The organism is Rhizobium sp. NLR8a, assembly GCF_019685235.1.
GTDB lineage: Bacteria > Pseudomonadota > Alphaproteobacteria > Rhizobiales > Rhizobiaceae > Rhizobium.
The window spans coordinates 72639-86093 of sequence record NZ_JABDWI010000011.1 but is presented as its reverse complement, the minus strand read 5'-3'; the positions used below and the strand labels follow the sequence as shown (position 1 = coordinate 86093).

Genomic DNA, 13455 nt, shown 5'->3' with positions numbered 1-13455 from the left:
CGGTCGTTGTCTTCCCCTCGCTTGAATAGGGCAGTAGAGGCGCCAATCAACAGAAAGACGCCCACGCCGGAAACGGGGTCCAAATCCCGGCAAGCGTATGGTCAGGGTTTAGGGCAAGCGACAGATGGGCGGCGGTGGGAATATTAGCCGCTCGAGAATGCACAACCGACTTGCTTCGGCATAGGCCTGAGATTGGGTCGGCCGAGATCCGCGAGAACAGACTGGCGGACGTCGCCACTCGGCAGCTGGGCAAAAGCGGTCAGGCTTGATGCCGTATTTTAGGGTAGACCATGTATTTGAAACTTACCTTTCGCGAGTTTCAGATGATCTATTCCGGCGAACGATCTTTGCCGACATTTTCCGCAAGGAAATCTATGAAAGCGCGAATGCGGGCTGCGAGGTGCTCGTACCCGGCGAATACTGCGTGGATCAATTCGATGTCTTCAGGATTGTAGTCTTCCAGCACGGGAACGAGTAACCCAGCGTCGATCTCTGGCTCCACATGGAATTGGCCGATCCGGGCCAAACCAACGCCGGCAAGGCACAGCCTGCGTATGGCCATTCCGCTGTTGACCGCGCTGTTGCCGGATACGGGCAACCGATACATCTCGGTCGATCCCGGCGCTCGGAACGGCCACTCGTTGAGTGTTCGGCGGAAATTGAAAGTCAGGCAATTGTGGCCAGCGAGATCGGCCGGTGTCTTTGGTCTGCCATGGGCATCCAGATAGGCGTGAGATGCAACAATGACGCGCCGGCTCTCAAGGAGTTTTCGGGCTTTCAGTGATGAATCTTCCATGGGGCCTGAACGGATCGCAACATCGGTCCGCTCTTCGATCAAGCCAATGACGCCGTCCGTGAGTGATATGTCGAGTTGCACTTCGGAATAGAGTTTGAGGAACTTCGGGACGAGCGGGAGGAGATAGCGTTCGCCAAAGCCAACGGAGGAATTGACCCTGAGAATCCCTCGCGGCACCATTTTTCCGCCAGACGCGATGATCCGTTCAGTCTCCGCAATGTCGGCCAGGATTCGTCGGGCTCTCTCCAGATAAATTTCGCCTTCCGGCGTGAGCGTCATCGTGCGGGTTGAGCGGACGAGTAGTCGGGTCCCGAGCCGGTCCTCAATTCTGGTGACAAGCTTGCTCACCGCCGAGGGCGAAAGCTTCAGGCGCCGTCCGGCCGCCGAAAAACTCTGCAATTCCGCCGCACTTACAAATACTTCCATTTCACCAGCGCGATTATCCATCGTTCTGTCCTGTGAATTCAATTCAAATCTGATTGTTCAATAGTGCCAATTATCACGAGAGTCCCCTTCAATCATATTGCGGTCAACAACTTCGTCTGACAGCGCTGCTGTCTTTGCAACCCGCCACCTTAACGGCGAGCGGAGAGGAATTTATTATGCCTTTAGCAATCTTCGCCTTGACGATCGCGGCCTATGCGATCGGTACCACAGAATTCGTGATTGTCGGTCTTTTGCCGACCGTTGCCACAGACCTCAACATTACCCTGCCGCTTGCAGGGCTTATCGTCAGCGTCTATGCGCTCGGCGTCACCTTTGGCGCGCCGATCCTGACGGCGCTCACCGGCAAGATCGAGAGAAAGCCGTTGCTGCTCGGCTTGATGGCCTTGTTCATCGTTGGCAATACAATCGCGGCGTTGTCGCCGGGCTACGATCTGCTGCTTGTGGCCCGGGTGATCGCCGCCTTCGCCCATGGCGTGTTCTTCTCGGTCGGCTCGACCATTGCCGCCGATCTCGTGCCGGAGAACCGCCGCGCTTCGGCCATTGCCATGATGTTCATGGGCCTGACAGTTGCCATCATCACCGGCGTTCCACTCGGCACCTATATTGGCCAGATCCTCGGTTGGCGCGCGACCTTCTGGGCCGTTGCCGCACTCGGCGTCATCGCCTTCCTCGCCATTGCAGCCCTATTGCCGCACACGCTCAAAAAGGCGCCGCCGGCAAGCCTGCTCGATCAGCTTCGCGTTCTTGGCTCCGGCCGTCTGCTGATCGTCTTCGCAATGACAGCGCTTGGCTACGGCGGCACCTTCGTCGCCTTCACCTTCCTGGCGCCAATCCTGCAGGAAATCACCGGCTTCTCCGAGGAGAGCGTCAGCCTTATTCTGGTTCTCTACGGCATCGCAATCGCAATCGGCAACATTGCCGGCGGCAGGATCGCCAACCTTAACCCGGTCAAGGCATTGATCGGTCTGTTCATCTTGCAGGCCATTGTCCTTGTCATCTTGACCTTTACCGCGGCCTCGCCGGTTCTGGCGATCGTCACCCTTGCTGCGCTCGGGTTCCTTCAGTTCGGCAACGTGCCGGGCCTCCAGCTCTATGTCGTCAAACTGGCCAAAGAACACCGTCCGGGTGCCGTGGATGTCGCATCGGCTCTCAATATTGCCGCCTTCAATCTAGGCATCGCGATCGGCGCATGGCTGGGCGGTCTGGTCGTGGAATCCCCGCTTGGGCTAGGTGCGACCCCTTGGGTTGGTGCCATCCTGGTTGTCATCGCTCTGTTGCTGACCATGTGGAGCAGCGCTCTCGACCGTCGCGCGGTTCCGGCCCTGAAGACAGCCTAACACAGCGACCCGGCGCGTTGGGCGCCGGGTCGCACCTATCGGATCTCACCCAGGAGAATTCCCATGTCTACGTTGAACGCGGGCCAGTTTTCCGCGCTTGACCGCATCAGCTAGCCGGAGGAGGCCTGACGCCCGGGGGGCGAAATTTCGTTTCTCGGCCGCTGGCGATCAACGGGCGTGGTTTTGAGACGATCGCTGCCTGGCCGAAGAACTGGTTGGCGGCTTTGGACGAAATGCAGATACCGCACGGAAACAAAACGGCGGCTACGTGGTTACTGATCAGACGCGCAGGAGCGTTTCCCTTGCGAGGAAAACTAGCCGTAACGGGAGCAAGACGATGGACACAGCAACACATTGGGCGCTTCTCCTCGGCATATTGACGTTGGCGAGCTGGTTAGCCGGAGGCTTCGCGGCGGTGCTTGGAAACGTGGAGCTTGGTCCTCACGGGCAAAAGGCAGCCGAATATTTGACGCTCGGCTTGAGCGTCACCGGCTTCATCTGCGCCTTCGCAATGGTATTGATCCTGGTGATCCGATGATCTCGATCACCCGAGTGGCCATAGACCCGGCCTTCCCGCGATCGTCGATTATGTCGGCTGCGGGCTGGATGATTGTTCGGGAGAAGGAGCTCTGATCGATCTGCCTATCCGCTACCCTTGGCGTCGTGCGGCGGCCTGCCCGACAGCAGGCGGACGACGAAAGATCGAGACCTGGTTGCGTCCGGCTTCCTTGGCGCGATAAAGCGCCATGTCGGCTTCGTGCTGGAGGCTGGCCAACGAAACATCCGTGTCGACAGCCGACTTGAACGCCACGCCGACGCTGAGCGTCACCGAGGGCCCAACGCTGGAGGCCGGGTTCGGCAGGGCGGCCGCTTCCACGCTCTCGCGTATTCGCCTGGCGACTGCGACGGCCTCTTCTTCATCGACATCCGGAAGCACGATGAGAAACTCCTCGCCGCCATGTCGCGAGACGAGATCGCGATCGGCGCGCACGCAGCTCTGGATGATGCCGGCAACCTTGACGAGGCAGCGATCGCCTTCGCTGTGGCCAAGCCGATCGTTCAGGGCTTTGAAGTGATCGATGTCGCACATCAGCATGGCCGCGACGACGCCGGTTTCGCGGCCGTTGCGCCACAGGCCCTCGAGGGTTTCCATCATCCAACGGCGATTGGCGATTCCGGTCAACGGATCGGTTCTGGCCAGCCGCTCCAATCGGGCGTTCGCGTCGGCCAGCTCCGCGACACGGCGTTGATCCCTGCAGTCCAGAAGAAATGTCTTCTGCGCCAGGATATTCATCGTTCGCCTGGCGACCACCGTCGCGATGATCCCACAGGAAAAGAAAAGGGTCGCGGCGACGACACTGCCCGCCTCCAAGAGCGGGTTGTGCCATTGAAGGATGAAGTAGAGACAAAGGGCATAACAGGCGATTGCGGTCGTCCAGGCCAGCGGCACGCTGAAGATGGTGATTGCGCTCGTCGCGACGAACAACATGATGCTCAAATGCCGCTCGTAAAATTCGCCGCCGGCAAAAACGCCGACGAGCCCGACCGAGAGGAGAATGAGGGACATTCCCACAAGCAGCGACGCCCGCTGAACGGCCGCCGGCCGCGGCTTGTTCCAGACGACCGCGGTGAAGATTGCTGCCGGCGGCAAAACGCAGGCGGGCGCAATCATCGACAGAACGATCTGCCGGGGAAGCAGGAGGGCGTTCAGCGCCAGCGTTAGAACATCGACAAATGCGACCCAAATCATCCAGGAGCGGATGACCTTCGCCGTTTGCCGCCACAGCCTTTCCTCAAAACGGCGGCGCAGTTCGCCCGTCAGGCGGATATCGCGGGTTCGGCCCGATAAAAGACGTTCGACCTCATCGACCATTGCGCCGGTCAACGGCCGTGGCGGCACAGACCCGGCTGCAGAGATTTCAGAGGAAGTGCTTTTGGCATCACTCATCTCTGGTTTAACTAGCCGCGATGCAAAGCTCGGCAAGGCTTACGCACTCGCATCGGGATTCGTATGTTGATATTTTGTAAACAAGATTGCGCGCGCGGTCTGGGCCGGATCGTCTCGATCATGCTACCAACTCTTTTCCGAGAGGGGGCAGGATGAAGCTCAAACTGGTTGCAGTTGCGGTCGCGGCGCTGGCGCCGGTGGTTGCGATGCTCGTCTACAACGAAGTCGCGCTTCGCCATCAGCGCAACGAGGAAGTGCGTGCCTCCGCGGCGCAGGCGGCGAGGCAAGCCTCGTCGGAAGTCGAGCGGATTATCGAGGGTCTGCACGCCCTTCTCGTCGCCGTATCCGCCATGCCTTCCGTCCGGCATCTCGACGTCCAGGCTTGCAACGATGCACTGAAATCGGTTGTCGAAAGCATCCCCAACATCCGCACCATCTTCGTCGCCGGCCTCGATGGGCATCCCATCTGCGGAAGCATGGCGTTTCCACAGGGTGTGATGTTTTCCGACCGCGATTACTTCCGGCAGACTCTGGAGACCAAGGACTTCGTCGTCGGCACCTATACGCAGAGCCGCCTTTCCGATCGCCCTGTGCTGCCGCTCGCGATGCCACTGATGGAAGGCGATACCATCAAGGCCATCGTCATCAGCGGAATCCGGCTGGACTGGCTGCAGAATCGCATCACCGAGCGCGGGATTGCTCCCGGCAATGCGGTGACGATCGCCGACGCCAAAGGGACTATCATTGCCCACGTTCCCTCTCCCGAACAGTTCGTCGGTACGGTTATGCCCGAGGAATACCAACGGCTGATCCACGCCGAACAGCCTGATGTCATCGAGACCACCGGCCGGGACGGAACAGCGCGCATCCTCGGTTATCGCCCGATAGCCTTGCCTTCCAACCCCCTCTATGTCAGCGCCGGCTTCTCGAAAACGGAGGTCTTCGCCCCGATCGACCGGGCGACACTGATGAATACGCTCGCCATCATCGGCGGTGCGCTTTTCGCCTTCGTCGCCGCGATCTTTATCGGTAACCGCTTCATCCTGATACCGATCTCGAGGATCGCCGATGTGATGGAAAGCTGGCGCAGCGGCCAAACGACGGCGCGGACCGGCATGACGGGACCGGACGAGCTGGGGATCGTCGGCGCAACCTTCGATCGGCTGCTCGACGAACTCGAAGAGCGCAGGCGGCAAAATCAGCAGGCGGAGGAGGAGCGGAGCCTTCTCGTCCGCGAACTGGCGCATCGCGTCAAGAATGGCTTTACGCTCGTGCAGGCGATTGCCAGACAAACCTTTTCGCGGTCCGATCCGGAGAGATACGGTTCCTTCGCCGAGAGGCTCGCAGCCCTCGCCGGCACCTATGACCTCATCCTGTCGCGGGAGGGGTCGGCTTCGCCCATTCGGGATATCCTCTCCGCAGCCCTGCGAGCGCATGTCGCCTCGCAAGCCGAGCGCATTCATCTCGACGGACCGGATGTGGTTCTCCCGGCGGACACCGCCCTGCCGCTCTCGCTCGTGATTCATGAGCTGGCGACCAATGCAACCAAATATGGAAGCCTCGGAAGCGAAAATGGAACGGTCAGCATCGAATGGAAGCACGAGGATGGACGCGTCCTGCTTCTGTGGACGGAAGCCGGCGGACCGCCGGTCTCGACGCCGACGAAAAAAGGCTTCGGCTCGGTGCTGATAGAACGTGCCTTCCCGTCAAAGGCGCAGGCGCGATCCCGCGCGGACTACCGGAGCGAAGGCCTCGTCTTCCAAGTAATATTTTCGATCGCGGAACCGGTTGCCAAAGGCGAAGTTGACCCTCTGAGCCCGGACGTAAAGCATACGAGCCAGACATGAAAAACAAGGTAGTCGTGGTCGAGGACGAAGCTCTGCTGCTGATGATGGCGGTCGCCATCGTCGAGGAGGCAGGCCTTGAGGCGCTCGAGGCACACAATGCCGACGAGGCGCTCATGCTTTTCGAAAGAGTGCCCGGCATACGGATCCTGTTTACCGATATCGACATGCCGGGAAGCATGGATGGCTTGATGCTGGCAAAGGCGGTCCGTGATCGCTGGCCGCCCGTGGAAATCATCATCGTCTCCGGCATGAAGCAGCCGGAGGCGGATGCTTTGCCCGAGCGCGGCGTCTTCTTCTCCAAGCCCTATGATACCAGGCAGCTTACCAATGCGCTCGTCAGCATGGCCGCGTAGGGCTGCGAGCCACGGCATCATCTGCGCGACTGGAAATGGTGCTGGTCGATGCATCCTTTTGGAATCTCGCGCGTTTTCCCTGCTTCAACAAGGAGACCACCATGTCCAAACGCGAACTCATCGATACAGGCACCGACAAGCGCTACGTCCGTCGCGATGATCAGGGTCGCTTTACCGAGTCGGTCGAGGTCAGCCGCTCGCTCTCGGCAGACAAGCGACGCCGGGCGAAAAATGATGCGAAGCCCGGAGAGGGCGACCGCGGCGATCATCGCGCCAAGAAGCACTGAAGGCGACGATCGAGTCGTCACTCCGCTCTGGCCAGCGGCCCGATCGACTATCTTTCCGCCAGGGAAGGCCGCTGCAAATCGATGCGGCTGGTGATGACCGGCTGGCCGGAAGCAGGGTCTTTGTCGACAGTCTGCAGTCGAAGCCTGTTCTGCCCGATTTTTTCGATCAGTAGCACTGCGTCTCGGTCCCCGTTGATCAGCCGCGCCCAAGTCACCCGCAGGTTGAGGGCGGCGCCTTTCCTATTCCCTGCAAGCTTCGACGGCAGTCCTGATGGTCCCACGTAATTGCCGGTATAACGCTCTCCGGCGGCCTTTACGGTCGCGGAGAAGGTTCTGGTGAAAACCGCAAGGCCGCGACACGTCCCGCTCATCGAGACGGCCGATGTACCTGCGTCGGATCGAAGGGTGCAGGAGACTTTGAGATTCGGGCCGCCTATCTTGGTCAGCACCATTCCGGTTCCGCTCCAGTCCCCGCCCAAAGACTGTAGAAATCCAGCCTCCGACGCTGTTGCCTTGGCCGGCAGGCAGGAGAGCGAGAGCAAAGTCGCGATCAGAGCAGCACGCATGAGATCCCCCCGGGTTGCATGGCCTAACACCTGAGCGGAGCAGATTGTTCCCCCCGCAGGCTTCGTGCAACCATTGCGGCGGCAGCCTGCTTTCTCGCCTCATTCACTCCATCGCCTCGACGCCGCATCGATTCTCCGGAGCTTGAAGAAATAACGACGGGCATCGCCGTCGACGAACATCATACCAGCGACCTCGTCGTCTCCCGTCCTGCGGAAATAGTCGGCGATTGGCTGCCTGTCGTAGATCATAGCAGCTGTGGTGAGGTTATCGAAGGTCCGAAGCTTCAGCGACGCGGTCGTACCCCGCGCCCGGAGCGCCTTCTGCAGATAGGAGAACCAGTTCCGGGCGATCCGAGTGCGGCCGAACGGCGCCGCCTTGATGGCCAGGCTGATCGGAAAAATGCCGGGGTCGATCGCCACCAGCCGATCCGACCGCCACTGAAAGAGGAGGGCGTCCGCGCGCATGTCGACGTGAAACCGCTTCCCGAACCAGCCGAGGTTCTCGAGAACACCGTCGAGCGGGTGATCCGATGGGATGCCCGCACCTCGCCACAGGCCGAGCATCTCGGTCGGCTGGACCGGCGCCAGCGAGGAAAACCAGGCTGTCATTTCGTCCTGTCGCTTAGCGCTCTTCAGCGGCATCATGACCCCGCCTTCGTTGACAACAGGGCTTGCAGCGACACCGGCCTGAGGCCCTGCGCATCGACGCCCACATCGTACTGGCGGGGCAGGGGCTTGAGGCGACCGTGGGAATGTCCGTGCAGATTGATCGACTTCTTACCCATCTTGTTCCAGGTGCGGAACGGATAATGGCACAGGATCAGCAGATGATCGTCCAGCGTCATCTCGCTGTAGTGCTGAATACTTGTCCATCCCCTCGCCGCCGTCGTCGTCGCGGGATCATTATTCCCAATGATCAGGTGCTTTCGCCCGTTCAGCATCGAAAGGAGCTGATCACAGTCCCCGCCGCGAGACGACATGAAGTCACCGAGATGCCAGATGTCGTCCTGCGGACCAATAATCTCGTTCCAGTTGCGGATCAGGGTCACGTCATGCGACGTCATGTCGGGAAAGGGGCGTCGGTCGATGCGAAGGACGCGGGGATCTGCAAAATGGGTATCGCCGGTGAAGTAGATCATTTGACAGAGATGGCGCAGCCCGCCCGCTTGGGAAGCCGTTTGCTAATGGCCAGGGGTGGGGATCGATTGCTTGACGTCATCAAAGGACGGGCTGTGCACGACGCGATAGCGCGCTTCGACGAGGTTATAGATCCCGAAGGCCGCCAGTCCGATTGCGACGGCGATATAGAGGATCGAGCCGAAAGGAAGCTGTCTCACCCATTCGAGCGCGTCCGCCATGCTGCCTGCCTGCTGAGGATCAACGCGAAACCCTGCATAGGCGAAGAAGATTCCGATGATCACGAAGACGACGCCGCGGGCGACGAGGCCGTATACGCAGACCGAGGTCACCACGCCGCTGACGTCCGCAAGTCTGAGATAGCGCTCGAATTTCTTGCTGATGCCCTTGGCTGCCGTCACGACCCCGCCGATGATGAAGCCGAGGCCGACGGCTACGGCAAGATAGGCGCCGAACGGCTGCGACATGATCCATTCTGCCAACCCTTTCTCACCAGATTGCTGGCTCCCGCCGCCGCTGAAGAGTGCGTGACCCAGCGCATAACCGGCAAGGCCGAGATAGACGACGGCGCTGCCGAAGAAAACCGTGCGGATGGCGATGGCCTTGGCGTCGCGGCCATGGCCGTCGCTGTCGGCGAGCGACTGCGCCAGTCGCCAGGCGACGAAACCGAGAAGTCCGATGCCGATGAGACCAACCCAGACGCGGCCGAAGGGCTGTGCGAGAAGCGTCGAAAGTGCCGACTTCGTTTCCGGCTTCCCCCCGGCGACGCCGGAAAAGAGGGCGAGGCCCGCCACAAGGAGGAATACGACGCCGCGCGCCACATAGCCGCTCTTGGCAAGCAGGTCGAAACGAAATTCTTTGGGCATGATATTCTCCGCGCGTCTGTGTGGCTGTCACCTCTAACGCGCCACCGCGTGGAAAGTTGTCATCGAGGAAAGACCATGATCATTGAGGGGGTTGTCGATGCCGGTCCGTAGCGCCGGGCTTCTCATCTACCGCCTTTGCGAGACGAGGCTGGAGGTCCTGCTCGTCCATCCCGGCGGTCCCTTCTGGGCGAAGAAGGACGAGGGCGCATGGTCTATTCCGAAAGGTTTGATCGAAGCCGGCGAAGACGAATTGTCGGCAGCGATCCGGGAGGCGCAGGAGGAGCTCGGCGTCGAAATTCAAGGAAGCTTCGCCCCGCTCGGTGAATATCGCCAACCCGGCGGAAAAGTGGTGGTCGTCTGGTCGGTGGAGGCGAACGCGGCGCTTGATGTCGAGACGGTGCGGAGTTCGGAGTTTCAGATCGAATGGCCACCACGATCGGGCCGCATCCAGGCTTTTCCCGAGGTCGATCGCGCGGGATGGTTTCCTACCCCAGAAGCTGAGATCAAAATTCTCAAGGGCCAGCTCCCCATGCTTGCCGATCTCGTTACGCAGCTCGGTCGAGACCAGTGAACCGGAGTCTCAGCCATGATTCTGCTTCGACAAGCCGAGGCTGCAAAAGCCTCAATCGACCCCGGTGATCTCGGGAGTGAAGGCGATAATTTTTTCGGATATCTGACTTCCGTCGCCGCTGCTCGCAGCGAGCAGAAGCGCAGCAGCGACTTCGCCCATCTGACGCCGTGGCGAAATCGAAGTCGCGATCCTGACGGGGAGGGCGCTGGCGACATCCAGCCCATTGAATCCGGCGATCAGGATTTCCGCAGGGCTGGAAATGCCGAGTTCCAGGCACGCAAAGACGCCGCCGGTTGCCATGTCGTCGTTGGAATAATAGATGCAGTCGAGATCTCTCGTCGCCGCGAGCATCGACATCGACAGCCGCTTGCCGTGCGCCACCGAGGAATAGGCGGCGTTGAACCGCTCGTCCACGAAAGAAAGGCCGCTCTCGCGCAGCACTTTCTCGAAGCCGGCTTTCCGCTTGCCGGCGCGCAGATCCCTGTCGATCGCGCTGCCGATATACCCGAACCGCCGCCGGCCGGCCGCCAACAGCGCTTTTGCCATCTCTTCTCCGGCCTTGCCATGAGATAGACCGACGTTGAAATCGATGGGGGTACCGTCGAGGTCCATCAGTTGGATGACGGGAATCGCGGCATTCTGCAGCATTCTCACCGTTTCTGCCGGCTGATCGAGACCCGTCACGATGATGGCGGCAGGGCGCCAGGAGAGCATGTCGCGAATGATCTCGCGCTCCTTCGCCATATCATAATCGGAGATGCCGAACACCGCCTGCATGCCTGATCCTCGCAGCCCGGCCGAAATGCCCGCCAGCATTTCGGGAAAGACGATGTTGGACATGCTGGGAACGACGACGGCGACAAGATTGGTGCGCTGCGACGACAGTGAGAGCGCCAGCCGGTTGCCGACGTAATTTAACCGCTCGGCCTGCTCAAGCACTTTTTCGCGGGTCTCCTTGGAGACGTCGGCGGCGCCGCGAAGAGCGCGCGATGCCGTCATCTTGCTGACGCCGGCCGCAGCGGCAACTTCTTCCAGTGTCGATTTATGCATTGCACCGACCCCATCGTCGAACTGCCTCGCCAGCGGGCAACGTCAAATTCATAGGCCTTTTTCAAAAAAAGGAAAACACTCACTACTTGACAGGAAACGCAAAAATGGGCGTTGTTACCGATACCGGTATCGATAACAGCTATCGGAAACGGGAGGAGAAGCCATGCGGACGAATGACAAGACCGCTGTCTCGGATCATGTCCGATGCGCTGAGCGGGCAGAGCACCTGAGGGTCTGATATCCGACACATGTACGATTGCTGGTGCCTCCGGATCGGTCAAGGACTTGACCCGCAGGTTGCAAATCTATCTGAATTCGATCGGGCATAGTCCGATCAGGCCGGTCCCGGATCGCCGTGACACTGGCCAGGAGTGAGCGCACGAACCATAGGACGCGCAGCGCGATCTTGATCGAATACACCGGCCGACGGGAGGAAGAGCCGATATGCATGTGATGATTCTGGGCGCCGCCGGCATGGTTGGCCGTAAGCTGGTTGAGAGGATTGAGCGTGAGCCGCTCACTTTCGGCCGGCCTGTCACCCGGCTGACCCTGGCAGACGCTTTTCCGCCGCCGGTGCCGGAAGCGCTCCGGTCCGTGACCACCGCGCTGAGGGTGGATCTCGCCGGCGCCGGCGCGGCCGACCGGCTGATCGAGGGCCAGCCGGAACTGATCTTCCATCTGGCCGCCATCGTATCGGGTGAGGCCGAAGCGGATTTCGACAAGGGCTACGCGGTCAATCTCGACGGCACGCGCGCCCTGTTCGATGCAATCCGCCAGCTCGGCCTCAAGACCACCTACGTCCCGCGCGTCGTCTTCGCCTCTTCGATCGCCGTCTTCGGCACGCCGTTTCCGGAGGTCATTCCCGACGAATTCTTCACCACGCCGCTGACGAGCTACGGCACCCAGAAGGCGATTGCCGAACTGCTGCTTGCCGATTATTCCCGCCGTGGCATCTTCGACGGCATTGGCATCCGGCTGCCGACCATCTGCGTGCGCCCCGGCGCACCGAACAAGGCGGCCTCCGGGTTCTTCTCCAACATTCTGCGCGAGCCGCTCGTCGGCAGGGAAGCCGTATTGCCGGTCAGCGACAGCGTGCGGCACTGGTTTGCCAGTCCGCGCGCGGCCGTCGGCTTTTTCGTCCATGCCGCGACGATCGATACGACGAGGATCGGCGCGCGCCGCAACCTGACCATGCCGGGCCTTTCCGCGCTGGTCTCCGAAGAGATTGACGCACTGCGCCGAGTGGCCGGCGACAAGGCGGTCGCCCTCATCAAACGCGTGCCCGATCCGGTGATCGAACGCATTGTCGCCGGCTGGCCGACGCAGTTCGATGCGACGAGGGCTTCTGCGCTCGGTTTTACGGCGGAAACGAGCTTCGACGAAATTCTGCAGGTGCATATCGAGGATGAACTCGGCGGGAGGATTGCGTGAGCACAGCGGCGAGCGGAGAAGCAAGGATCGCGCTTGTCACTGGCGGTGGCACCGGCGTCGGGCGCGCCATATCGAGGGGACTCGGCGCTGCCGGCTACAGGGTCGTGATTTCAGGACGACGGGCCGATGTGCTTGAAAAGGCCGCGAGTGAGCTAGGCAGCGAAACGGGGGCCGAGTTTTTCGCAGCTCCCGCCGATGTCGGCGACCCCGCTTCGGTGCGGGCTCTGTTCGATGCGATCTCGGAGAGATACGGACGGCTCGACCTCCTGGTCAATAATGCCGGCGTCACCGTGCCCGGCGTGGCCCTCGAAGAGGTTTCCTTCGAGCAGTGGAGCGCCATCGTCGCCGCCAATCTCACCGGCGCCTTTCTCTGCACCCAGCAGGCCTTCCGGCTGATGAAGAAGCAGACCCCGCGCGGCGGGCGCATCATCAACAACGGCTCGGTCTCGGCCACGACACCGCGCCCGAATTCCGCGCCTTACACCGCCACGAAGCACGCCATCACGGGTCTGACCAAATCCACCGCCCTTGACGGGCGCGAATTCGACATCGCCTGCGGCCAGATCGATATTGGCAATGCCGCCAGTGACATGACGACGAAAATTGCGGCCGGCGTGCTGCAGGCGAACGGCAGCATCGCCGCGGAGGCGACGATCGATCCGGCCCATATTGCCGACGCGGTCGTCTACATGGCCGGCCTGCCGCTCAGCGCCAATGTACTGACCATGACTGTCATGGCGACGAAAATGCCCTTTGTCGGACGGGGGTGAATCGGCGGGCTGCCGCCGGCTGAAAACGACATATATGCAGTGCTCATGA

The 13455-nt window shown here is 60.9% G+C and carries 15 protein-coding genes; 8 read left to right on the top strand and 7 right to left on the bottom strand.

The window, feature by feature from the left end:
* Positions 1-328: 328 nt before the first annotated feature.
* Positions 329-1243 carry a LysR family transcriptional regulator gene (locus HJC04_RS21510; protein ID WP_221147040.1) on the bottom strand — a complete coding sequence of 305 codons (915 nt, stop codon included), beginning with the start codon at positions 1241-1243 and terminating at the stop codon, positions 329-331.
* A gap of 155 nt (positions 1244-1398) precedes the next feature.
* Between HJC04_RS21510 and HJC04_RS21505 the strand changes: the two genes are divergently transcribed.
* Both HJC04_RS21505 and HJC04_RS21500 read left to right on the top strand, forming a co-directional pair.
* Positions 1399-2580: an MFS transporter gene (locus tag HJC04_RS21505; protein ID WP_221147039.1), complete on the top strand. Its 1182-nt coding sequence runs from the start codon at positions 1399-1401 to the stop codon at positions 2578-2580.
* Between the two features lie 337 nt (positions 2581-2917).
* The gene (locus HJC04_RS21500; protein ID WP_221147038.1) at positions 2918-3118 is read left to right on the top strand and encodes a hypothetical protein; all 201 of its coding nucleotides are present in this window, start codon (positions 2918-2920) and stop codon (positions 3116-3118) included.
* Between the two features lie 111 nt (positions 3119-3229).
* On the opposite strand, the gene HJC04_RS21495 is transcribed toward HJC04_RS21500, so the two are convergent.
* Positions 3230-4528 (bottom strand): GGDEF domain-containing protein, encoded by a 1299-nt coding sequence (locus HJC04_RS21495; RefSeq protein WP_210632015.1) that lies wholly within the window; start codon positions 4526-4528, stop codon positions 3230-3232.
* 152 nt (positions 4529-4680) lie between these two features.
* On the opposite strand from HJC04_RS21495, the gene HJC04_RS21490 reads away from it, so the two are divergent.
* The 3 genes from HJC04_RS21490 (at position 4681) to HJC04_RS21480 (ending at position 7015) form a co-directional block, all read left to right on the top strand.
* On the top strand, positions 4681-6375 hold the full coding sequence (locus HJC04_RS21490) for a sensor histidine kinase (RefSeq protein WP_221147037.1): 1695 nt from the start codon (positions 4681-4683) through the stop codon (positions 6373-6375).
* Positions 6372-6728 carry a response regulator gene (locus HJC04_RS21485; protein ID WP_221147036.1) on the top strand — a complete coding sequence of 119 codons (357 nt, stop codon included), beginning with the start codon at positions 6372-6374 and terminating at the stop codon, positions 6726-6728. Before HJC04_RS21490 ends, HJC04_RS21485 begins: the two co-directional genes overlap by 4 nt.
* Before the next feature lie 101 nt (positions 6729-6829).
* Complete coding sequence (locus HJC04_RS21480; RefSeq protein ID WP_221147161.1) at positions 6830-7015, top strand: hypothetical protein; 186 nt, start codon at positions 6830-6832, stop codon at positions 7013-7015.
* 47 nt (positions 7016-7062) lie between these two features.
* Here the strand turns inward: HJC04_RS21480 and HJC04_RS21475 are convergent, their stop codons facing one another.
* The 4 genes from HJC04_RS21475 to HJC04_RS21460 all read right to left on the bottom strand — a co-directional run bounded on the left by HJC04_RS21475 (position 7063) and on the right by HJC04_RS21460 (position 9584).
* The gene (locus HJC04_RS21475; protein ID WP_210632012.1) at positions 7063-7581 is read right to left on the bottom strand and encodes a hypothetical protein; all 519 of its coding nucleotides are present in this window, start codon (positions 7579-7581) and stop codon (positions 7063-7065) included.
* Between the two features lie 99 nt (positions 7582-7680).
* Positions 7681-8223, bottom strand: coding sequence for a GXWXG domain-containing protein (locus HJC04_RS21470; protein ID WP_210632179.1), 543 nt, complete (start codon positions 8221-8223; stop codon positions 7681-7683).
* On the bottom strand, positions 8223-8720 hold the full coding sequence (locus HJC04_RS21465; protein WP_210632011.1) for a metallophosphoesterase family protein: 498 nt from the start codon (positions 8718-8720) through the stop codon (positions 8223-8225). The genes HJC04_RS21470 and HJC04_RS21465 overlap by 1 nt, the downstream gene beginning before the upstream one ends.
* A gap of 42 nt (positions 8721-8762) precedes the next feature.
* Positions 8763-9584, bottom strand: coding sequence for a DUF1206 domain-containing protein (locus HJC04_RS21460; RefSeq protein WP_210632010.1), 822 nt, complete (start codon positions 9582-9584; stop codon positions 8763-8765).
* A gap of 97 nt (positions 9585-9681) precedes the next feature.
* Between HJC04_RS21460 and HJC04_RS21455 the strand changes: the two genes are divergently transcribed.
* Positions 9682-10155, top strand: coding sequence for an NUDIX domain-containing protein (locus tag HJC04_RS21455; protein ID WP_221147035.1), 474 nt, complete (start codon positions 9682-9684; stop codon positions 10153-10155).
* Positions 10156-10206: 51 nt separating this feature from the next.
* On the opposite strand, the gene HJC04_RS21450 is transcribed toward HJC04_RS21455, so the two are convergent.
* Positions 10207-11205: a LacI family DNA-binding transcriptional regulator gene (locus tag HJC04_RS21450; protein ID WP_210632008.1), complete on the bottom strand. Its 999-nt coding sequence runs from the start codon at positions 11203-11205 to the stop codon at positions 10207-10209.
* Between the two features lie 444 nt (positions 11206-11649).
* Here HJC04_RS21450 and denD point away from each other — a divergent pair, with 444 nt between their 5' ends.
* Both denD and HJC04_RS21440 read left to right on the top strand, forming a co-directional pair.
* Positions 11650-12636, top strand: coding sequence for a D-erythronate dehydrogenase (gene denD, locus HJC04_RS21445; protein ID WP_221147034.1), 987 nt, complete (start codon positions 11650-11652; stop codon positions 12634-12636).
* On the top strand, positions 12633-13406 hold the full coding sequence (locus tag HJC04_RS21440) for an SDR family oxidoreductase (protein ID WP_221147033.1): 774 nt from the start codon (positions 12633-12635) through the stop codon (positions 13404-13406). Before denD ends, HJC04_RS21440 begins: the two co-directional genes overlap by 4 nt.
* Positions 13407-13455: the final 49 nt, after the last annotated feature.